The following is a 19,808-nucleotide window of genomic DNA, read 5'->3' as shown; positions in this document are numbered from 1 at the left end:
TCGCTGATCTCGCATTCCGAAATTCAGCGACAAGCTGTTGGCGAAAACGCTGGCTTCTTCAGCGTAGCCCTAGGACAATACTTTCCATGCTCTATGTGGCGGCAATATCAGGGGAGTGCGTTAATGCAGACCCGAAATTCGCGGAGGGCAACGGTGATCGAGCAGTGGCGGGAAGCCGTGCGCGCGGTGCACGGCGTGGAATCGAAATACAAGCGGCTGGTCAAGGCGATCGCAGGCGACATCGAAAGCGAGTCGTTGCCGGCCGGCGCGCGGCTGCCGCAGCGTGACGTCGCTGCAGAACTGTCAATCAGCGTGCAACGGTCACGAACGCTTATAAAGAGCTGGAGCGGCAAGGGCTGATCCGCTGCGAGGTGGGACGCGGCAGCTTCGTGGCGAGGCGCGTCACCGAGACCATGTCGAGCTATATGCTGGACACCGCCGAGCGCTCGGTGGTCGACTTTTCGATCGCACGCATCATTCATACGGCGGAGCACGACGCCATGTGGCGCAAGGTGTGCGCGACGCTGTCCACGCTCGACGACCAGCCATGGATTCGCGCGTTCCGACCCATCGCGGGCTTCGAGCACCATCGGCAGGCGGGAATTGCGTGGCTCGCGTCGCTGGGCATGCCGGCTTCGGCGGATACGTTGCTGGTCACGAACGACGCCGCGCATGGCATCTTTCTCGCACTCGCTTCCCATCGACGCCCAACGGCCTGCATTCGACACTGGACCATCTGTCTCGCGAACAGGGCATTTCACTGAACATTGTGATGGAGGTCGATACGCTCAGGCCATGAAGGACGTTACAGTCAGTGGCCATGCGCTAACAATCCTGCCCGTGCCCGCCATCAGGGAAGAGCAGCATGCCGGGGTGCTGAAGGGTGTTCGTATCGAGAAACCGGCGATCAAACGCACAATTTCCCTGGGATTCACCCGGCAAAGGCCGCTTTCCAAGGCAGCGCGGTTTGTGGGGAAACGGCTGCGGGAACTGGCTGTGGCGCTTCTTGAACTTTAACTGCGTCGTCCGTACGAGCAAGCGAATGTCCGCAGGAATTTGGGCACGCGGGAGTGCGTTGATTAGCGCACTCGCAGCGCAAGCGGATTTTGCTCGCCTAATTACGTGCAGTACTAGAAAGCGGCCTCTTCGTCGTTTCGCCCACCGGCTGATTTTCGCTTCCTTTGCAGTGAAGGAGACCGTTCGGTCAAGCGAGCCGCCGCGTCCTGATCCGGAGAACCCGCAGCCGTGAACTGCCGCCGATATTCAGCCGGCGTCGCTTCCTTCGCGGCCTTGAACTGCCGATTGAAATTGGCGACATTCGCAAAGCCCGAACGGGCGGCGATGACGGCAATGGGCAGGGACGTGTCAGCCAGCATCCGGCACGCGTGGCCGATTCGAACGCGGGCGATATAGCGCCCCACGCTCTCACCAATATGTTGAACGAAGTAACGTGTGAGCGTGCGTTCCGACAGGCTGGCCGCGGCACAAAGTTCTGAGAGCCGCAGCGGTTCGGCAAAGCGCGCGTCGATCATCGAAAGGACACGGTTGATCTGCTCGGGTTCGTGGCCGGATGGGCCCATGTTCGCCTGATGGAAGGCACTCGGCGAGGCGAGCGGGTGGCCTGGCGCATCGGCGAGGGTGCAGAGAATATCGAGCGCTGTACTCAGGCGGTCGCGCGCCACGTTCGATAGCAATTGCGAGAGGCGGCCGCGCATCCAGTTACCCGCAGGTGGCTCAAAGGCCAGCCCACACGCGGCCCTGCGTAACAGCTTGCGCAGCGGTTCGTATTCGCGGCAACAATCCGCCATACGCCGTGCCCATTCACCGTCGAACCAGATAACGATGGCGACCTGCGGCAATGACGGCTCGATCGAACGATTCGACGCCCATGTGTGCGGTAAATCCGGTGGCACGAGGACGAGATCCTCAGCTTCATACTCGTTGACCGAGTCGCCGATGTAGCGCTTGCCATGACTGTTCATCGTCAGCGTTAACTCGTACTCCGGATGGTGATGCCATTCGAACGGAATACGCGGGAGCCGCCGATGGTAAACCCGGACTGAACAGTCCTTGCCAAACTCGACGTGCTCATAGGCTGGTTTCATGGCCGAAAGCGCAAATGAATTGCCTGAATAGTATCACCACGTCCCCCACGCGCGTCATATGCTAGGGCACACGAAATTCATACGGAGACAATCATGGCGCTGAAAATCGAAGACTTGCCTGGCGCAATCCGGCAGGCAAAAAAGGAATTGCGCGCGGCGTTGCCGAACTACCGGGAGGTCTTCGCGGAAGTCGAAGAGGCGATCGGTGCGGAGGCGAAGCGAATTGCCGGGCAGCGGGATCGCGGGGAAGACGTCATTCCCGAGATTCAGTTTTCCGACATCACCGAAAAGCGTATTAGTGCGGAACAGATTGCCGTTGTCAAAACACGCGGCGCATGCGTGATTCGCAATGTATTTCCTCGCGCGCTGGTGCAGAGCTGGGACGATGACATCGCCAACTATGTCGAGCGCAATCATCTCGACAAACGCCTCGAAAACCGTGCCGAGGACAAATACTTTGGCCAGTTGGCGTCCAGTAAGCCGCAAATCTATGGCGTGTATTGGTCGAAACCTCAAGTGCTAGCCCGTCAGTCTGAATCGCTGACCGCGGCGCGCGTGTTCATGAACAAACTCTGGCGAAACGAGAGTGACGGACGCGTTCACTTTGATCCAGACCATGTGCCTGTCTATGCCGACCGTCTGCGTCGCCGGCCACCGGGCTCGGAGTCGCTCGGCTTGTCGGCGCATTGCGACGGCGGGTCGGTCGAGCGCTGGATCGAAGGCAATTTTCGCAAGGTGTACCGCCACGTGTTTGCTGGGAACTGGCGCGACTACGATGCATTCGATGCAGCTTTCCGACCCGACGTGGAGGAGATCGCGTCGCCAGCCGTCTGTTCGATGTTCCGCACCTTTCAGGGCTGGACAGCCTTGACGCCGCAAGGCCCCGGCGACGGCACGTTGCAACTCGTACCCATCGCCAATTCAATGGTCTATATCCTGCTGCGGGCGCTTCAGGACGATGTCGCCGAGGACGACCTATGTGGGGCAATGCCCGGACGGGCGCTCTCGATCAAGCGGGAATTTCATGCGCCATTGTACGAGGCGCTGTCGTCGATTCCCAAAATGGAAGCGGGTGACACTGTGTTCTGGCACAGCGATGTCATCCATGCGGTCGAAGACGAGCATAAGGGGGCGGGCTACAGCAATGTGATGTACATCGCCTCGGCGCCCGCGTGCGCCAAAAACGACGCTTACCTGAAGCGTCAGTTGCCGAGCTTCCTGAGGGGTGAGAGCCCGCCTGATTTCCCGACTGACCATTTCGAAGTCGATTTCACCGGCCGCGCGACGGCGGACGACCTGACACCGCTTGGCAAGTCACAGCTCGGGTTCGATCTGTAAATCAACGAAAGGGCCTCACTCGCCTGAAAACGGGCACGCATGCACGGCCGCTTTGACCGCACATGAGTCGCTCGATCGATAACGAAAAATTCGGAGACTGCGATGAAACAATCACTGACATTGGTTGCGACGGCTGTTGCATTGTTCACGGCTGGAACGCAGGTAGCCTGTGCGGCAGAACAGCTTTCGGTACTGCACTGGTGGACCTCCGGCGGCGAATCGAAAGCGATTCGCGTGCTGAAGGACGATATGAGCAAACAGGGCTACGAGTGGAAGGACTTCGCTATCGCGGGAGGAGCCGGCGCGGCGGCCATGACGGCGCTGAAGACGCAGGTCATCTCGGGCAATGCGCCGTCGGCCGCGCAGATCAAGGGGCCGCTGATTCGGGACTGGGCCGAGCAGGGGTCGCTGGTGACGATCGATCAGTCCGCCACCGACTGGAAAGCGCATACCCCGGCCCAAATAGACAGTGCGATGAAGGCCGGCGGTCACTATGTGGCGGCACCATTCTCCGTACACCGAATCAACTGGTTGTGGATCAACAAGGCCGACCTGGACAAAGTCGGTGGGACGCCCCCCACGACCTGGCCGGAGTTCTTCGCGCTTGCCGACAAGTTTCGCGCAGCGGGCATCACACCCGTCGCGCATGGAGGCCAACCGTGGCAGGACATGACCATCTGGGAGACAGTCGTGCTCTCCCAGGGCGCGGACTTTTACCGGAAAGCCCTGGTCGATCTCGACCAGAAAACGTTGACCTCGCCGCAGATGGTGCAGGTGTTCGAGACCGTCCAGAAGATCCGGACTTACTTCGATAAGGGCTACCACGGCCGCGACTGGAACCTCGCGACCGCAATGGTGATTTCCGGTTCGGGCGGCATGCAGTTCATGGGCGACTGGGCGAAAGGGGAGTTCGCCAACGCGAACAAGAAGGCGGATGTCGACTATATCTGCGCGGCTGCGCCCGGAACGTCGAACGCTTACACGTACACAGCGGATGCATTCGTGTTCTTTCAGCAGAACGGAAAAAAAGAGGCAACGCCGGGGCAGCTTGCCCTTGCCAAAACGATCATGTCGGTTGATTTCCAGCAGCAGTTCAGTCTCTACAAGGGTTCAATCCCTGTACGGCTCGATGTGCCCATGGACAAGTTCGATCGCTGTGCCAAGAAATCGCGTGCGGATGAGCAGGCCACGATTAAATCGGGTGGATTCCTGCCGTCATTGGCCTTCGGCGAGCTTCAGTCCTCGGTTACCGCTGGCGCCATTACTGACGTCGTCACGAATTTCATGAACTCGAATGAGGATGCGAAAGAGGGCGTGCGCAAGCTTGCCGCTGCGGCGAAGGTCAAGTGAGGGGCTCAGTGTTAGTCCATTGCGAAACGCGCAACTTCACTCGTGAAAGGGGATAAAAATGGATCCAGTAGCAAAGCGAAAATGGCCGCGTTCAGGGCTCGAGACAACCGTGATGGGTTTTGGCGCCGCACCGATCGGCAACATCTTCAGACCGATCAGTGAGGAGGACTCGGGCGCCTTGATCAAGGCAGCGTGGGACGCGGGCGTTCGCTACTTCGACACCGCGCCGATGTACGGCCACGGGCTGAGCGAGGCGCGTTGCGGGCAAGGGCTGCGCTGGTATCCGCGCGATCAATATGTGCTGTCGACCAAGGTTGGGCGCTTGCTAAAGCCCCGCAAGCGCGCCGAGATCAACTTCGAGCCGTGGGTTGACGGGCTGCCGTTCAACCCCGTTTTCGACTACAGCTACGACGGCACGATGCGCTCGATCGAAGACAGTCTGCAGCGTCTGGCGCTGGAGCACATCGATATCGCGCTGATTCATGACATCGACGTCTTTACCCACGGCGAGCGTCAGCCCGAGATGTTCGAGGCTGCGATGGCCGGTGCGTCGAAAGCGCTGCTGAAGCTTCGCGACGAAGGGGTGGTGAAAGCAGTGGGCCTTGGCGTCAACGAATGGCAGGTCGCACACGAAGCGATTCGCCAGCAGGATTTCGACTGCCTGCTGCTGGCCGGCCGCTACACGCTGCTTGAGCAGGACGCGCTGGACGGCTTTCTGCCGATGTGCGAAGAGAAGCAGGTGTCGGTCATTCTCGGCGGCGGCTACAACAGCGGCATTCTCGCGACGGGCGCGGTGCCCGGTGCGAAGTACAACTATGCGCCGGCACCGGAAGCCATTCTGGAACGCGTGCGCAAGATGGAGCAGGTGTGCCGGGAATACTCGGTGCCGCTCAAAGCCGCAGCACTGCAATTCGTCCTCGGCCATCCAGCGATTCCGACCAACATTCCGGGCGTGCGCACCGTTGCACAACTGGAAGACAACCTGGAAACCTTCCGGGCTGATATTCCACCAGAATTCTGGGCCGAACTGAAGCGCCGCGAACTGATCCGCCAGGATGCACCGACGCCTCAATAGCGTCTGGCTCAGACCACTGCCGCGCAGTAATGAACTGCCTGGCTCGCGACAGACCCACGAGCAGCACCGCCGCGGTTCGCCATGGCGGAGGGACGGTGTCGTCCTCGCGCTTTATCGTCAGGGAGAAAGTCATGAAAGCTGCTGTTGGCGGTAAGCCGCGGATCATCGCACCTTGATGTAATACGGCCACAAACGGTGGTCGACTCTTGTGGCAAAATTCAGCTGCATGTGATTCTTGGCGGTAAAGCGCGATTGCATCGCGCACCGAAACCCATTCTATCGAGACTCACCTTCCCCTCGAAACCGATGAGCGACATCCATAAACGAATCGCGGAGAGCTTCAACGCACAGGGCCTGATGGCAACCATCGGTGCACGACTTGGTTTGGTAGCCGAAGGTGAGGTCCAAATCGAGTTGCCCTTCTCAACGGGCCTTTCTCAGCAGCATGGGTACCTGCACGCGGGGGCGACCACAAGCATTGTCGACACCGCATGCGGCTATGCAGCGTTAACGAAGGCACCGCTTGAATGCGAGGTTGTCACGGCGGAGTTCAAAATTAACCTATTGCGACCCGCCGTCGGCGAGCGCTTCTTGGCCATCGGACGGGTGCAGAGTTCAGGAAAGCTCCTCACGGTCTGCACCGGAGAAGTCCGCGCGTTCTCTGGACCTGGCGACGACTACAAAGTGGTTGCCCTGATGCAGGCGACGATCGCCAACGTTCGGCGGTAGCTCCGGTTCTCGATGATCGGTCGCTAGCATCTGGTCGACGTCTCGGGGCTGTGGCCGGAGGCTCTGATGTGATGGACGACTCCCTCCCTTTGGGGTTCGGCATATGCCAAAGTGGAGAAGTCTGTAGTGGTCAAGTCCATCACATCAGAGCCCCATCGCCACCTCCACCGCCGAGTTCCTGCGACGTGGTCAGCGTGCTGTTGAGGTTGCTGTCCGGAACCGTCGCACGTCCATTGCGGCCTTCGGTAACGTGCGCATGAGCGCGATCCAAGACTTTTTCAATCGACCTTTGAGCCTCCACTGGTGTGTGGATAGTCGACGACTCCGCAGTGCGGTTTTTGAGGTCGCGCCATGAAACGTCACACACAGGAATACTCAAGGCGGAGTCAACCCGCGCGGTCGGGTCTGGATTGCTGATCGCAATTGCAGCCAAGGCGTTTGGCACAGGTAGGTTTGTGGCCTGCCCCAACACGTCGATCGACGAGTGGGTTCGATTGACGGATCGCCGATAGCCGGATCGGGAATCGGCCGGGTCGGATTCAGGCATCAAAGAAGGAGCAACGTTGCTTCCTGTATAGGCTCACCTTTCGGTCCATTTTCACGAATGTAAAACGCAACTAACCGTCTAGAGGAATGTGCCACCCGACAACTTCGAACCGCGTCTGCAGAAGCGGGGGCTACTGAGTCAGCAAGGAATGAACTAACTATGCTGCAATCCAGCCTCAGTCCGGGCCGTTTTGCGGGTGTTCAGAACGGGCGGACAAGCGGGAAGGGCGCAAAATGCTTGATGGCTACGGGGGTAGAAGCGCGCCGCTATAATCGGGCCGTTATCAACCCGCTTCCTGCAACTTTAGCATCCGTGTCTTCCAGGCGAACCAGGTCCGGCAGTTCCCGCAGCCATAAACCGTTGACCAGGCACTCCTGTTGCCGAAGGATCGGGCGTCGGCAAGCGAACGGTCCCTTGCCAGTCACCTTGCGCTGGTTGCGTGCCGTAGCGGTCACGCAAACGCACACCTTATCAACGAATTGATGCGCGTCGTGTATCTGAGCTGGTTTCTCCAGCGTGGTCGTAATGTCGACCATCTTTCAACACGGTTTTGTACGATGCCATGGTTGGACATCGTGTGACAGGTTCAATGCGGAAGCGGGTTCGTCGATATGCGTTCAACGTCCGCGGCTGAATAGGGCCGCGGCACGGCATTCTCTGCTGTGTGCGTGTTGTGCAATACGGGCGCATGCTGCATTAATTGTTCGATCATCGCTTTTGCGGCGGCTGTCAACGAACGGCCGCGCAGCGTGCCGATGCAATGACTGAGCTTCGCCCAATCGCCGGCGAGCGGCACCGTAGCGAGCTCTGCATGGTCTTCCGCGGATAACATGCATCCTGGTTGCACGGTAATGCCTAGGCGTGCCCTAACGAGACTGCGTGCGGATTCAACCGTATTCACGCTGTATTTCACGTGAAGTTCCCGGCCAATGCCAAGCGCTGCCCGCTGAATGCCCGTGATGACGGTTGTGTGGTGCGCCACGAAGTCGAGATCGAGCAGTTCGTCGAGCGCCAGACTACCGCGGCTGCTCAACGGATGACTCGGCGGCAGCACGGCGACCAGTCGGTCGGGCCGATATTCGACAATGTCGAGTGTGTCGTAGGGCAATTCGTTGTTTGCAACGAACACAGACAGATCGACGTCGCCCGCGGCGACCGCCCGCACCGCATTCGCGTTGCTATCTTCCAGCACCTCGACGTTGACCAACGGGAAGCGCCGCGTGAATTCGCCGATCTCGTTGCCCAGAAATCCGGTGATCATCAGACGTGGGGCACAGATGGCGACATGGCCGCGGATACCTTCGGTAAATTCGCCGATTTCGCGGCGCATGTCGTCGAGATTGCCGAGCATCATCCGGATGTGGCGCGCAAATACCTTGCCCGCCGCGCTTGGCACGACGCCTTTCGGACTGCGGTCCAATAGTTTGAGCCCGGCGAGATCTTCCAGATCCTGGATGCGCTTGGTAGCGGCTGATGGTGCGATGTGCTCGCGAACCGCAGCTCGCCCGATTTGACCTTCTTCGATCGCGGTGAGAAAGAGCTTCAACGTGAAGAGATCGACTTTCCTCACCAGATTGTGAATGCTGAGCCCGTTCATCGCGCCTCCTGGATGACTTTTTATTATTTTTGTCGTTAGCTCAAAAAGCTAACACGTTCCCGTATTCATGGTCAACGGAGGGTATACGCGCTGGAGGCACCTCGGACCAGCACGTGAGCGAATCGTCGAATGTCGCGGTACCAAAGGGCGCTATGCGAGAAGTGCAAGCGGGATGCGAAAGAGCGACACATTGTGTTCTCGACGCACAATGTGCCGCTCATATTTCACGCCGTTTGTCAGGGCCACTCAAGTATCTCCGTATTGTGTTCGCCCAGTACGGGCGGGGGACGAACGTGAGTCGAGCGCTCTCCGTCGAAGCTAACCGGGCAACGTACCGTACGGAACTCGCCCATCGTTTTGTGTTGCGCCTTGATCAGCAGCTCCAGATGCTTCGCCTGAGGATCTTCGAGTGCGTCGCTTGCGTCGTACATGGGTGAATGTGGCACATCCGCCTTTTCAAGGCGTGTGCACCATTCGGCGCGGTCGAATCGGACGAAGACATCGGCCAGCACGTCGGCAAGAATAGCCTGATTGGCGATGCGTCCTTCGCGGCTGTCGAAACGAGGGTCCTGCAGCAGCGTGGGACGCTCGATCACATTCGCAAGACCGACCCAAAACTTTTCCGGCGACGACATATGCAACGCGATCCATTTACCGTCGGCGCATTGGAGTGCGTAGGTTTGCGACACGCTCGGTCGGGTGTAGGGTCCAACGATTTCGCCCGCCTGGTAGAAGTGGGTGAAGGCATCAAGGTTGAAGTGAGTCATGGCTTCAAGCATCGATAGTTCGACTTTGCGGCCGTGGGCGGTTCGTTCGCGCTCGTAAAGCGCGCCGAGTATTCCATACGTCGCGTAGAACGCGGTCAGGGAATCGGCAAGTGCGGGGCCGACTACGCGCGGATTCTCAGGGGTGATCAGCAGGCTGAGCAATCCGCTTGCGGCTTGCGCTACACCGTCGTAGGCGGGCCGCTGCGCTGACGGTCCGGTTGGCCCGAAGCCGCTGATCGAGCAATAGATCAGGCGTGGATTGATTGCCTGCAGGCGCTCGGCGCCCGCGTTGAGCCGCTCGGCCACGCCCGGCCGGAAGTTCTGGATGTACACGTCCGCATCGCGAATCAGCGCATCGAACTTCTCCAGGTCGGCCGGAAGTTTCGTATCGAGCGTGACGCTTCGTTTGTTTCGATTGCACGCCTGAAAGTGTGGGCTGTACAGCCCGCCCTTGAAGGCTCGAAACGGATCACCACTGCCTGGTTGCTCGACCTTGATGACGTCAGCGCCAAGATCGCCGAGCAGCATGCCGGCGGCGGGACCCGTGATGAACGTGCCCTGATCGACGACTTTGACGCCCTGCAGAACGCTTGCCATAGCATTGTCTCCACGTAGTTATCTTTGAATTGAGAGTTCTGAGTCAGGTCGCGTGCAACGCGTCCGTTTCGTGAACTTGCCGCTCGAGTTGTTCACGGAAGTCAGGATGGGCAATCGCGGTAAGAGCGGCGGCGCGTTCTCTCAAACTCTTTCCGCGCAGTTCGGCGATGCCCCATTCGGTAACGACAATGTCGACGTCGCTGCGCGGGGTCGTGACGACTGCGTCCAGCAGGCGGAAAACGATGCGGCTGACCGTACCATTGCGAGCAGTGGACGGCAGCAGCATGATCGAGCGGCCAGTGGGCGAGCTGTTAGCGCCTCGCACGAAGTCGACCTGGCCGCCCACCGCGCCAACGTATTTGCCGTCCAGGCTCTCGGCGTTCACCTGACCGGTCAGGTCGATCTCGATTGCGCCGTTGATAGCAATGAAATGCGGGATCGCGCGCAGTACACCGATATCGTGAGTTTCGCTCGGAGCAGCGAGGAAGACGCTGCTATTCCGGTGCGCAAAGTCGAGAAGCCGCCGGCTGCCCATGAGTAACCCCGCAACGCTAACGCCGCGAAAGTTTGTCTTGCGAGCGTTGTTGATCACGCCGAGCTCCATCACGTCCGCGACGCCGTCGCCCAACACGCCGGAGTGGATTCCGATATCGCGATGGCCATGCAACGCATGCAGTACCAGATCGGGCAAAGTCCCGATCCCAAGCTCGAGCGTTGCTCCGTCCGGGATCAGCGATGCGACTAATTGTGCAATGGCGCGATCTTGCTTGCTGGCATCGCCGGGTTGTTTGCGCGGCAGGTAGATGGGATCGCGAGACGTGTGCACGACGACGTGTGGCTGGATGTCGGCGGGCAATTCGGCGCCGTGGACCCACGGCAGGCGATCACTGATTTCGGCGATGACGACCCGCGCACGCCGCGCCGCGTCGACGACGTAATCGTTGACCAGTCCCAGGTTGAAGCGGCCGTGTTCGTCGGGTTCGCTCAGCGTCAGGAGGACGACGTCAGCCGGAAAGATGCCTTGTGCGAAAAGACGCGGCAGATCGGAGTAGTGCGCGGGCACGACGTCGAGCGCCCCGGCGGCCTGAAGCGGTGCGTTACAGGCGGTGCCGCAATAGCTCGTAAACGCGATTGAATCGCCATGCCCGGAATCGAAACTGTCGCTGTACGTCGGCCCGATGAAAAGACTGATCGGACCAATCGATTTCCGTTGCGCGACCAGTGCCCGCGTCAGTGTGACGGGTTCAGCCAGTCCCTGGCTACAGACGACGGCGTCGCCTGCGCGAATCAAGGCCGATAGGTCCAGCATGTCGACGCTGCTGCAAACAATCATTGTTTTCTCCTCCAGTGGCCGAAGCGCATCGCTCCCGCACCGGGAAGCGGATCGTGTACTTCAGATACTAGGGAGAGGTCCACATGCGTTCAATTTGTGTGTCGAGAAGCGTCGCTTCGCGAGTTAAAAATTGAATCAGCCCGTGGGCTATGGAAACGCGGTCAGGGGGAGGCGAAAGGGGCGACCCTGACACGCGCCCCGAGGCCATTGCGCGATCGCGACGCGCTTGCGCCGCTCTGCGCTCACAGATACTGTTTGAAGAAGCTATCGAGCTTTTCCACCGCCGGCCCGACATATTCTTCCTTGTCGTACAGGTCGATATGCGATGCACCCTCGATCAGGAACAGCTCTTTGGGTTCCTGCGCCTTTTCGATTGCCAGTTCACTGAAATAGCGCGTGTCGGCGTTCGTGCCGGCAATCATCAGCAACGGGTGCGGCGAAATCAGATCGACACGGTCGTAGGACGAATAGGCGGCGATCCGGTCGACACTCCTGAACACAAACCAGTTCGGCGAATTGGGGTGCTGTGCTCGCGGCGTGCGGTAATAGTCGGTGCCTTCGGCATACAGGGTCGGCGTCTCCTTGGTGATTTCCGCAGGCGTGTTGGGCACGACGTGTTCGAGGTGGGCCGGTTCGCCCTTTGCCTCTGCAGTGCGCGCTTTACCCGACTGCTCCAGCATGGCCTGCAGCGCCGCTGTGCTGCCTCCGCCGCCGAGTCCTTCGCGGAACAGCGCGCCCATGTCGGCTCCGCTCACCGCGGCAACGGCCTTGATGCGCCGTTCGGTTTGCGCCGTATAGGGCACGTAGCCGCCTGAGGCGCAGATACCCAGTGCCCCAATACGCTCGGCGTCTACTTCGGGGCGCGTGGTGAGAAACGTTACCGCCGACTTGATGTCTTCGGCGCGCGTGAAGGGATCTTCCAGGTAGCGCGGCTCTCCTCCGCTTTCGCCCTGATAGGAGGCGTCGAACGCCAGCGTCACGAAGCCCTTGTTGGCAAGCTTCTGCGCATAGAGTCCGGCTGTCTGCTCCTTCACGCCGCCGAACGGATGGCTCGTCACGACTGCGGGCCGTTTTTCGCCGTCCTTGTAATCGTCTGGAAAATAGAGATGGCCTGCAATTTTCAGACCGTTACTGGTAAACGTGACGATCGTTTTCATCGGTCATCCTTTAGTGAAATCGGCGAGGCGCCGGTGAATCAATGTTAGAAGTCGAGGGCTCAAAAGCGAATGATGAAATCTCGAAGAATCTTGCCTGTTTCTACAAGTCTGCAGACGAGACGGAACCAATATGAAAGAATTCTGGCTCTTTAATATCTGGAGCAAACGCCGTAATGACCGATTGCCAGCATGACGCCGCCAGTGCGAACGGTTGCTCCCCATTGGGGATGCTCGATTTATTGGCCACGCTTGCTCCCAACGAGGGTTCGACGCAGTCGCGTCTGGATTCCGTCAAATTCGTGCGCGCGAACCGGTCGATCGCACGAACGCCGATCATGTACGAGCCCAGTATCGTTTTCATCTGCCAGGGCCGCAAACGTGCTTATGTCGGTGAACGCGTCTACACCTATGACCCTAACCAGTACCTGGTATTGTCCGTGCCGCTGCCGCTCGAATGTGAGACCCAGGCAAGCGAGGACGCCCCGATGTTCGCCGTTTGCGTGCGCGTCGATATCGACGTCCTCGTGGATCTGCTGGAGTTGCTCGACACACGATACGGACGCCCTAGTGCTGCGCCGACCAGCATCTTCGCCACCGCCTTGTCTGATGAAATGAGCGATGCTGTCACGCGTCTACTCAAATCGTTGTGCAGTGCCGTTGACGCGGAGGTCCTTGGCCCCTCGATCGTCCGTGAAATCTGTTACCGGGTACTGACGGGGGAGCAGGGTAACGTGTTGCGCGCAGCGTTGGTGCGTCGCAGCGATTTCGGCCAGATCGCCCACGCGCTGCGGCGTATCCATGTCAATTTTTCCAGCAATCTGAGCGTGGGGATGCTGGCGGACGAAGCGCACATGAGCGTTGCCGGCTTTCATGCAAAGTTCAAGGCCGTCACGGCGACGTCGCCATTGCAGTATCTGAAGACTACGCGTCTTCAGAAAGCGCGCTTGCTGATGCTTCACAACGGCATCGGCGCCGCGGCAGCGTCCGCTGAAGTCGGCTATGAAAGTCCGTCGCAGTTCAGCCGGGATTTCAAGCGTCTATTCGGCCGCACTCCGATCAAGGAAGTCGAGCATGCGAACAGCCATGCTGCGCTCTTGCCTTCGGAGAGTACGTCTGTCTACGTGACAAGCTAAAGCATGATGACCGCGTCGCTGTTAGCTCAATGCCTCGAGCGTTTCGTCCGAGTGCCTGAGCGCGTCGCGGAAGTGCGGGTGCGCGATTGCAATCATGGCCGCCACACGCTCTCGCAGACTCTTGCCGCGCAATTCTGCTGCACCCCATTCGGTCACGATGACGTCCGCATCGCTGCGCGGCGTGGTCACGACGTTGTCGGGCATACGGGGAACAATACGGCTGAGCGTGCCATTGCGGGCGGTCGAAGGCAGCAGCATGATTGAGCGCCCACCAGGTGACCCGTTAGCGCCCCGAACGAAATCGAGCTGGCCGCCGACCGTGCCGATATAGCTGCCGTTGAGGCTTTCCGCGTTGACCTGGCCTGTCAGGTCCACTTCGATAGCGCCGTTGAGCGCGACGAAGTTAGGGATTGCCCGCAACACACCCGGGTCGTGTGTGTGCGATGCCGGCGCAAGTCGAATGCAGGGGTTGCGATGTGCGAAGTCGAGCAGGCGCCGGCTGCCCATAAGTAGCCCCGCGACCGTCGTACCTGTGTCGACGAGCTTGCGCGTGTTGTTGATCACGCCCGCCTCCATCAGTTCGACGACGCCGTCGCCGATCACCCCCGAATGAATGCCGAGATCGCGGTGGCCGCGCAGCGCCTGCAAAACGAGATCGGGCAGTACGCCGATGCCAAGCTCCAGCGCCGCGCCGTCGGGGATCAGTTGGCTGACTCGCGCTGCAATGGCGCGCTCGACCTCGCTCGCCGCGCCGCTGCTCTTCGACACAAGCGACAATGGTTCACGGTCGGTACGCACCACAATGTCCGGCTGGATGTCGGACGGCAGTTCTGCCCCAAATACCCACGGAACACGACTGCTGACCTCGACGATGACGAGCCGCGCACGGCGCGCTGCCTCGATCACATAGTCGCGGGTCAGGCCGAGGTTGAAGCGGCCCTGCGCATCGGGCTCCGAGGCCGTCAACAGTGCCACGTCGCACGGCAGCGCGCCCGTGGCAAAAAGGCCTGGGAGTTCAGAGTAGTGCGATGGGACGATGTCCAGCACGCCGGCCGACTTGAGCGCCGCGTTCCGGCCCGTGCCGCAATAGCTCCGGAAGGCGATCGCATCGCCGTGTTCGGGGCGGAACGTGTCGGAGAATGTCGGGCCGAGGAACAGCTGGACCGGCCCGAACGTGGCTCTTTGCTGAACTAGCCGCGTCGTCAGGGAAACCGGTTCGGCCAGTCCCTGGCTGCACACAATGGCGTCCTGCGGCCGCAGCAGTGCTGGCAGGTCGAGCTCGTCCGGATGATCGAGAACGAGCATGATCAGGCGACCTTGAGCTGGATGCGTTGCTGGGCTTTGCGGAGTGCCTCGACGGTTTCGTCGACCAGCCGGTGCAACAACTCGCCAGCGGGCGGCAAGTCGCGGATCAGGCCGGAGCCCTGTCCAGCGGGTAAGGCCTGGTGATCTTTCAGGTCGGCTGCGGCGGCCGCGAAGCGCGACGGTGCGATTACGATGCGCTGAATGGGATACGGCTGGAGCTCAGCCTCATGACCTTCCCAAACTTCAGTGAAGCGATTTTGCAGTTGACGCACATAGAGGCCATCGAACAGCAGCGAACGTATCGTGCTGTCGTTTTCAGCCTCGACCAGCGACTGTTTGTAATTGGGCCCGACGCTCGACTCCTGACTGCCGATGAAGCGCGTGCCGACCCAGACACCTTGCGCGCCCTGGGTCAGGACACCCGCGATCTGCGATCCGTTGACGATACCGCCGGCGGCGACCACCGGCACTGTCGAGAACTCCAGCACTTCCGCAAGCAGGGTGATGAGACCGATATCGCCGGTGTGACCGCCGCCTTCCGTTCCTTGGACGACCACGATGTCGGTGCCATTGCGGATCGCAGTCTGGGCATGTGACGCACGGCCGACGATGCTGATGACCTTCACGCCACGCGCGTGGCATGCCTCAACCACCCACTTTGGCGTGCCGAGGGCGCAGGCAATCACCTCCACGCCGTGCCTGAAACAGATCTCCAGCTTCGTCCTGGCATCTTCGATGCTCATGGCCTGGTCGTCGGCCGACTTGATCTCGACGCCGAGTGCCTCGATTTCCTGATGGAGTTGCTTGAGCGGGCCGGGCAATTCCGGAAGCTCGATGTCGGATTTCTCTTTTGGTGCGCGCAACGGGAAACCGATATCTACACAGATCGGTTTGTCGGTCAGGCTGCGGGCCAGGATGATCTCCTGCTCGACCCGTTCCGGAGTCGGGGAAATCGCGGCGATGGTTCCGAGTCCACCGGCCTTGGAAACCGCCGCGGCCAGGGGGCCGAATGCGACGCCACCCATGCCGGCCTGAAGAATGGGGTATTCGATGTTGAGCAAGTCGCAGATCGGTGTCTTCAATGTATTCATTTGCGTGTCTCCTTGGGAAATAGGCGTCGCTGCTCCCGCGATGAAGGGCGATCGCGAGAGTGCATGGATGAATGCTATGGACGAGGGCAGGCGGATTCAACTTGCAACTGGCGAACCTCGGGTTTCGCGTTCGACGAATGAGACGGATCTAGTTTTATGGGCTCCGCGGGCGATCTCGTCCCGATCGTCCGAATTCGTGAAAAACGAATCATGGCGTTCGGCACTTACAAATTGAAGTTCGAACTCGCGCCTCATACGATCTCTACAAACGCGGCGACAAGAGTTGGAAGGCAGCGCAGCCACGGCGGATCAAGAGGTGCCGAAGATCGACGCACCGTTCAGAACACATTCAAGGAGACGGAAGTGCAATACGCGGATTTTGAAAACAAGGTCGCCCTCATTACCGGTGCATCTGGCGGGCTCGGGTTGCGCGTGGCTGAAAAGCTCGCGGCCAACGGCGCCATCGTGGTGATTAATAGCCGCTCCGAGGAAAAAGGCGAGAAGGCCGTTGCCGAACTCAAGAAAGTCTCTGACCGGGTGAGCTTTGTGATCGGCGACACCACCGACTATGAAGCCACCTTGAAAGTGGCAAGCGCCGCCGCGGCAATCAATGGCGGTATCGACGTGGTCGTGAGTTCCGGCGCGCAGGGCGCGGTGCGGCCGATGCCTTTCGCTGACATGAGCGGGTCGGAACTGGTGTCCGCGTTCAATTCGCGCTTCTTTGCCCGGATCTTCCCTGTTCACGCCGCATTGCCTTATTTGCGGGTGCGCGGTGGCTCGGTCGTCATGGTCGGCACCGATGCCGGTCGTCACGCAACGCCAGGCGAATCGGTGGTCGGTGCGTTCGGTGCGGGGGTCATTCTGATGACCAAGACCTTGGCGAAGGAATTCTCTCGCTGGCAGATCCGCGTCAACAGCGTGTCGTTGACGCTGACGTCCGACACGCCGTCGTGGGATCGGATCTTTGGAGAGAAGACTTTCCAGACGGGACTTTTCTCAAAGGCACTGGAGCGCTTCCCATCTGGACGGGCGCCGACCGCCGAAGAGGTTGCGCGCGTCGCCGTTTTCCTCGCATCGGACCAGAGCTCGCAGGTCACCGGGCAGACTGTCAGCGTCAACGGTGGCTTGTCCTTCGGCGGCTGGTGAAGCTGCCCGAAGCGAATTATTTCTCACGGGCGCATCCAGACGTCCGGATCGGTTGTATGGGAGACAGATGTGGAAAAAGACAAAACGGGCCCGCTCGCAGGGGTCAAGGTGGTAGAACTCGGCGGTATCGGACCAGGACCCTTTGGCTCGATGATTCTGTCCGATATGGGCGCTGAAGTCTTGCGCATCGACCGGATCGTTGCGTCCGACAGCGGTGTACCGATGGACGATCGCTTCAATCTGCTGAACCGCGGCCGCCGCTCGGTCGCGATGGATCTGAAGAAGCCGGAATCGGTCACGCTCGTTAAACGACTGCTCGGCCAGGCTGATGCCGTCATCGAAGGATTTCGCCCCGGCGTTGCCGAACGGCTCGGCCTCGGTCCCGACGATTGTCTCGCCGCGAATCCCGCACTGGTGTATGGCCGGATGACTGGCTGGGGGCAGGAGGGCCCACTTTCGCAAGCACCCGGTCACGACCTCAACTACATCGCGCTAACCGGCGCGCTGCACTCGATCGGAACCAGGAATGGGCCGCCGGTTCCGCCGCTGAACCTCGTTGGCGATTTCGGCGGCGGCGGACTCTATCTCGCCTTCGGCATTGTCTGCGCGATCCTCGAAGCGAGACAGTCGGGCAAGGGTCAGGTGGTCGATGCTGCCATGGTCGACGGCGCCTCCTCGTTGATGACACTGATCTACGGCATGCGCGCGGCTGGCGCGTGGACCGATGAGCGCGGTACGAACCGTCTGGATTCCGGCGCGCCCTGGTACAACGTCTACGAGACAAAGGACGGTCGGTACATCGCACTCGCTTCCAACGAACCTCGCTTCTACAAAGTGACGCTGGAACTGCTGGGTCTGGACGGTGAAACGCTGCCCGGCCAGCACGATCGAGATGGCTGGCCGACACTGCATAACCGCTTCGCGGAGGTATTCAGGCAGCGCACGCGGGACGAATGGTGTGCGCTTGCCGAGGGTGCTGAAACCTGTCTTTCTCCGGTGTTGTCACTCGCTGAGGCGCCGCTTCATCCGCATAACCGCGCGCGCGGGACGTTCGTCGAAGTCGACGGCGTTGTCCAGCCAGCGCCGGCGCCACGCTTCAGTCGCACCAAAGCTACGATTCAGCGAGGTCCCGCCGCAGTCGGAGAGCACACCGACGAAGCGCTCACCGACTGGGGACTGTCGGCCAGTGAGCTGGCCGCGTTGCGAACCGCCGAAGCAATCATGTGACGACACAGCAGACCAACCTCACGAGAAGTGATACTGGAGCCGTAATGAACCAACAAGTCCCGAACGCTGCTGTGTTGGACGTGGAGCGTTCCCAGTCGAGACCGCTCGCCGGTGTGCGAGTCCTAGCTGTTGAGAATTTTCTTGCCGGGCCGTTCGCTTCGATGTGGCTTGCGGACGCCGGCGCTGAAGTCGTAAAAATAGAATCGCGCGAGGGGGGCGACTTTTCGCGCAGCACAAGTCCGGTCAGATCGGATGAACAGGGAAACGACCGAGGCATTTCGTTTCTTCGCTCGAATCGCAACAAGAAAAGCGTCACGCTGGACCTGAAGAACGAAGAAGGCAAGAAGATCTTCAAGGAGCTCGTTCTGCATGCCGATGTCGTAATCGAAAACCTGCGTCCGAACGTCATGGACCGGCTGGGTCTCGGCTATAGCACTCTACAGAAGGTAAATCCGCGCCTGATCTATGCAGCGATATCAGGCTTCGGACACGGCGACGTCCTGCCGAGTCCCTATGCCGATTATCCGGCATTCGACATCATCGGCCAGGCGTTAAGCGGCCTCATGTACCGGCCGGAACGTAGTGACGACCGGCCCACGTACCTAGGTTTCTCGCTCGCCGATATCGAAGGCGGAATTCTTGCCGCGTATGGCGTGATGCTGGCCCTGTATCAACGCGAGCAAACGGGCAAAGGCAAGAAGATCGATATCTCGCTGTACGACGCGTCGCTGATACTCAATGAGATTTCGATCACCATGTACTCCGCGCTCAAGCAGCAGGCAAAGCCGGGCGTGCACGCGGTTACCGCCCCGTTCGGCACTTACCGCGCCAAAGACGGCTTCATCGTGATCGCGGTGCTCGGGGAGCATATCTGGGAACGCTTCTGCGACACCATTGGCCGGCCGGAACTGACGCACGACGCCCGTTTTGTCGACGGCGTGGCGAGGCGGGCCAACGTGATCGCGCTGAATGGTTACATCGATGCGTGGCTGTCTACGCTAACGCGCGCCCAGGCAATCGACATCCTGCGCGCGGGGAGCGTCCCGGCGTCGTTGGTGCAGGACATTCCCGACGTATTCGATTGCCCGCACGTTGCCGCGCGCAACATGCTGATGACACTCGACGATCCCGTGTGGGGGCACGTCAAGGTGGCGGGCAATCCGATCAAGATGTCCGACGTCCCCGAAGCTGACTGTCACATGCCACCCGAACTCGGCCAGCACACCGACAGCGTGCTGAGCCAGTGGCTAGGCAGAAACGATAGCGATATCGCCCGTCTGCGGGAGCAGAACGTCATCTAGGGCCGCCTGT

Annotated in this window: 17 protein-coding genes and 1 pseudogene; 10 read left to right on the top strand and 8 right to left on the bottom strand. The window is 60.1% G+C overall.

Annotated features, from left to right (window positions below; translation table 11 throughout):
• Window positions 1-153: 153 nt before the first annotated feature.
• Both HF916_RS08790 and HF916_RS08785 read left to right on the top strand, forming a co-directional pair.
• Window positions 154-698, top strand: a pseudogene (locus HF916_RS08790) (GntR family transcriptional regulator); the annotation flags it as partial.
• A 97-nt stretch (window positions 699-795) separates the two neighbouring features.
• A complete protein-coding gene (locus HF916_RS08785) occupies window positions 796-1,017 on the top strand; it encodes a hypothetical protein (protein ID WP_168788539.1) in 222 nt (73 codons plus the stop codon).
• A gap of 113 nt (window positions 1,018-1,130) precedes the next feature.
• On the opposite strand, the gene HF916_RS08780 is transcribed toward HF916_RS08785, so the two are convergent.
• Complete coding sequence (locus HF916_RS08780; protein WP_168788538.1) at window positions 1,131-2,105, bottom strand: helix-turn-helix domain-containing protein; 975 nt, start codon at window positions 2,103-2,105, stop codon at window positions 1,131-1,133.
• 93 nt (window positions 2,106-2,198) lie between these two features.
• Here HF916_RS08780 and HF916_RS08775 point away from each other — a divergent pair, with 93 nt between their 5' ends.
• The 4 genes from HF916_RS08775 to HF916_RS08760 all read left to right on the top strand — a co-directional run bounded on the left by HF916_RS08775 (window position 2,199) and on the right by HF916_RS08760 (window position 6,597).
• The gene (locus HF916_RS08775) at window positions 2,199-3,443 is read left to right on the top strand and encodes a DUF1479 domain-containing protein (protein WP_168788537.1); all 1,245 of its coding nucleotides are present in this window, start codon (window positions 2,199-2,201) and stop codon (window positions 3,441-3,443) included.
• 102 nt (window positions 3,444-3,545) lie between these two features.
• Window positions 3,546-4,793, top strand: coding sequence for an ABC transporter substrate-binding protein (locus HF916_RS08770; RefSeq protein ID WP_168788536.1), 1,248 nt, complete (start codon window positions 3,546-3,548; stop codon window positions 4,791-4,793).
• A 58-nt stretch (window positions 4,794-4,851) separates the two neighbouring features.
• On the top strand, window positions 4,852-5,868 hold the full coding sequence (locus HF916_RS08765; RefSeq protein WP_168788535.1) for an aldo/keto reductase: 1,017 nt from the start codon (window positions 4,852-4,854) through the stop codon (window positions 5,866-5,868).
• Between the two features lie 306 nt (window positions 5,869-6,174).
• The gene (locus HF916_RS08760) at window positions 6,175-6,597 is read left to right on the top strand and encodes a PaaI family thioesterase (RefSeq protein WP_168788534.1); all 423 of its coding nucleotides are present in this window, start codon (window positions 6,175-6,177) and stop codon (window positions 6,595-6,597) included.
• A gap of 139 nt (window positions 6,598-6,736) precedes the next feature.
• Here the strand turns inward: HF916_RS08760 and HF916_RS51995 are convergent, their stop codons facing one another.
• The 5 genes from HF916_RS51995 to HF916_RS08735 form a co-directional block, all read right to left on the bottom strand.
• Entirely contained in the window at window positions 6,737-7,144 is a 408-nt protein-coding gene (locus HF916_RS51995; protein ID WP_431311369.1) for a hypothetical protein, read from the bottom strand.
• Window positions 7,145-7,730: 586 nt separating this feature from the next.
• Window positions 7,731-8,741, bottom strand: a complete 1,011-nt coding sequence (locus HF916_RS08750; protein WP_168788533.1) for a LysR family transcriptional regulator — start codon at window positions 8,739-8,741, stop codon at window positions 7,731-7,733.
• A gap of 236 nt (window positions 8,742-8,977) precedes the next feature.
• Window positions 8,978-10,105, bottom strand: coding sequence for a CaiB/BaiF CoA transferase family protein (locus HF916_RS08745; protein ID WP_168788532.1), 1,128 nt, complete (start codon window positions 10,103-10,105; stop codon window positions 8,978-8,980).
• 43 nt (window positions 10,106-10,148) lie between these two features.
• Window positions 10,149-11,414 carry an acetyl-CoA hydrolase/transferase family protein gene (locus tag HF916_RS08740; RefSeq protein ID WP_206001717.1) on the bottom strand — a complete coding sequence of 422 codons (1,266 nt, stop codon included), beginning with the start codon at window positions 11,412-11,414 and terminating at the stop codon, window positions 10,149-10,151.
• A 266-nt stretch (window positions 11,415-11,680) separates the two neighbouring features.
• Complete coding sequence (locus HF916_RS08735; RefSeq protein WP_168788530.1) at window positions 11,681-12,595, bottom strand: alpha/beta hydrolase; 915 nt, start codon at window positions 12,593-12,595, stop codon at window positions 11,681-11,683.
• 173 nt (window positions 12,596-12,768) lie between these two features.
• On the opposite strand from HF916_RS08735, the gene HF916_RS08730 reads away from it, so the two are divergent.
• Entirely contained in the window at window positions 12,769-13,728 is a 960-nt protein-coding gene (locus HF916_RS08730; protein ID WP_168788529.1) for an AraC family transcriptional regulator, read from the top strand.
• A gap of 21 nt (window positions 13,729-13,749) precedes the next feature.
• On the opposite strand, the gene HF916_RS08725 is transcribed toward HF916_RS08730, so the two are convergent.
• On the bottom strand, window positions 13,750-15,033 hold the full coding sequence (locus HF916_RS08725; RefSeq protein ID WP_168788528.1) for an acetyl-CoA hydrolase/transferase family protein: 1,284 nt from the start codon (window positions 15,031-15,033) through the stop codon (window positions 13,750-13,752).
• A gap of 2 nt (window positions 15,034-15,035) precedes the next feature.
• Window positions 15,036-16,124 (bottom strand): NAD(P)H-dependent flavin oxidoreductase, encoded by a 1,089-nt coding sequence (locus HF916_RS08720; RefSeq protein ID WP_168788527.1) that lies wholly within the window; start codon window positions 16,122-16,124, stop codon window positions 15,036-15,038.
• A gap of 156 nt (window positions 16,125-16,280) precedes the next feature.
• On the opposite strand from HF916_RS08720, the gene HF916_RS08715 reads away from it, so the two are divergent.
• From HF916_RS08715 to HF916_RS08705, 3 genes are all read left to right on the top strand, one after another.
• Window positions 16,281-17,270 (top strand): SDR family NAD(P)-dependent oxidoreductase, encoded by a 990-nt coding sequence (locus HF916_RS08715; RefSeq protein ID WP_206001716.1) that lies wholly within the window; start codon window positions 16,281-16,283, stop codon window positions 17,268-17,270.
• A gap of 69 nt (window positions 17,271-17,339) precedes the next feature.
• Window positions 17,340-18,497, top strand: coding sequence for a CaiB/BaiF CoA transferase family protein (locus tag HF916_RS08710; RefSeq protein ID WP_168788526.1), 1,158 nt, complete (start codon window positions 17,340-17,342; stop codon window positions 18,495-18,497).
• Between the two features lie 44 nt (window positions 18,498-18,541).
• Complete coding sequence (locus HF916_RS08705; RefSeq protein WP_168788525.1) at window positions 18,542-19,798, top strand: CaiB/BaiF CoA transferase family protein; 1,257 nt, start codon at window positions 18,542-18,544, stop codon at window positions 19,796-19,798.
• The last annotated feature ends 10 nt before the right edge of the window (window positions 19,799-19,808 follow it).

The organism is Paraburkholderia aromaticivorans, from assembly GCF_012689525.1.
GTDB lineage: Bacteria > Pseudomonadota > Gammaproteobacteria > Burkholderiales > Burkholderiaceae > Paraburkholderia > Paraburkholderia aromaticivorans_A.
Note: the sequence above shows the minus strand (reverse complement) of the source record. Positions and strands in the feature narration are given on the sequence as shown.

Coding starts and splice junctions, on each gene's coding strand:
- HF916_RS08775 (WP_168788537.1), top strand. CDS start 2,199: ATGGCGCTGAAAATCGAAGACTTGCCTGGCGCAATCCGGCAGGCAAAA.
- HF916_RS08740 (WP_206001717.1), bottom strand. CDS start 11,414: ATGCTGGACCTATCGGCCTTGATTCGCGCAGGCGACGCCGTCGTCTGT.
- HF916_RS08745 (WP_168788532.1), bottom strand. CDS start 10,105: ATGGCAAGCGTTCTGCAGGGCGTCAAAGTCGTCGATCAGGGCACGTTC.
- HF916_RS08785 (WP_168788539.1), top strand. CDS start 796: ATGAAGGACGTTACAGTCAGTGGCCATGCGCTAACAATCCTGCCCGTG.
- HF916_RS51995 (WP_431311369.1), bottom strand. CDS start 7,144: ATGCCTGAATCCGACCCGGCCGATTCCCGATCCGGCTATCGGCGATCC.
- HF916_RS08720 (WP_168788527.1), bottom strand. CDS start 16,124: ATGAATACATTGAAGACACCGATCTGCGACTTGCTCAACATCGAATAC.
- HF916_RS08705 (WP_168788525.1), top strand. CDS start 18,542: ATGAACCAACAAGTCCCGAACGCTGCTGTGTTGGACGTGGAGCGTTCC.
- HF916_RS08770 (WP_168788536.1), top strand. CDS start 3,546: ATGAAACAATCACTGACATTGGTTGCGACGGCTGTTGCATTGTTCACG.
- HF916_RS08730 (WP_168788529.1), top strand. CDS start 12,769: ATGACCGATTGCCAGCATGACGCCGCCAGTGCGAACGGTTGCTCCCCA.
- HF916_RS08735 (WP_168788530.1), bottom strand. CDS start 12,595: ATGAAAACGATCGTCACGTTTACCAGTAACGGTCTGAAAATTGCAGGC.
- HF916_RS08760 (WP_168788534.1), top strand. CDS start 6,175: ATGAGCGACATCCATAAACGAATCGCGGAGAGCTTCAACGCACAGGGC.
- HF916_RS08765 (WP_168788535.1), top strand. CDS start 4,852: ATGGATCCAGTAGCAAAGCGAAAATGGCCGCGTTCAGGGCTCGAGACA.
- HF916_RS08725 (WP_168788528.1), bottom strand. CDS start 15,033: ATGCTCGTTCTCGATCATCCGGACGAGCTCGACCTGCCAGCACTGCTG.
- HF916_RS08750 (WP_168788533.1), bottom strand. CDS start 8,741: ATGAACGGGCTCAGCATTCACAATCTGGTGAGGAAAGTCGATCTCTTC.
- HF916_RS08715 (WP_206001716.1), top strand. CDS start 16,281: ATGGGCTCCGCGGGCGATCTCGTCCCGATCGTCCGAATTCGTGAAAAA.
- HF916_RS08780 (WP_168788538.1), bottom strand. CDS start 2,105: ATGAAACCAGCCTATGAGCACGTCGAGTTTGGCAAGGACTGTTCAGTC.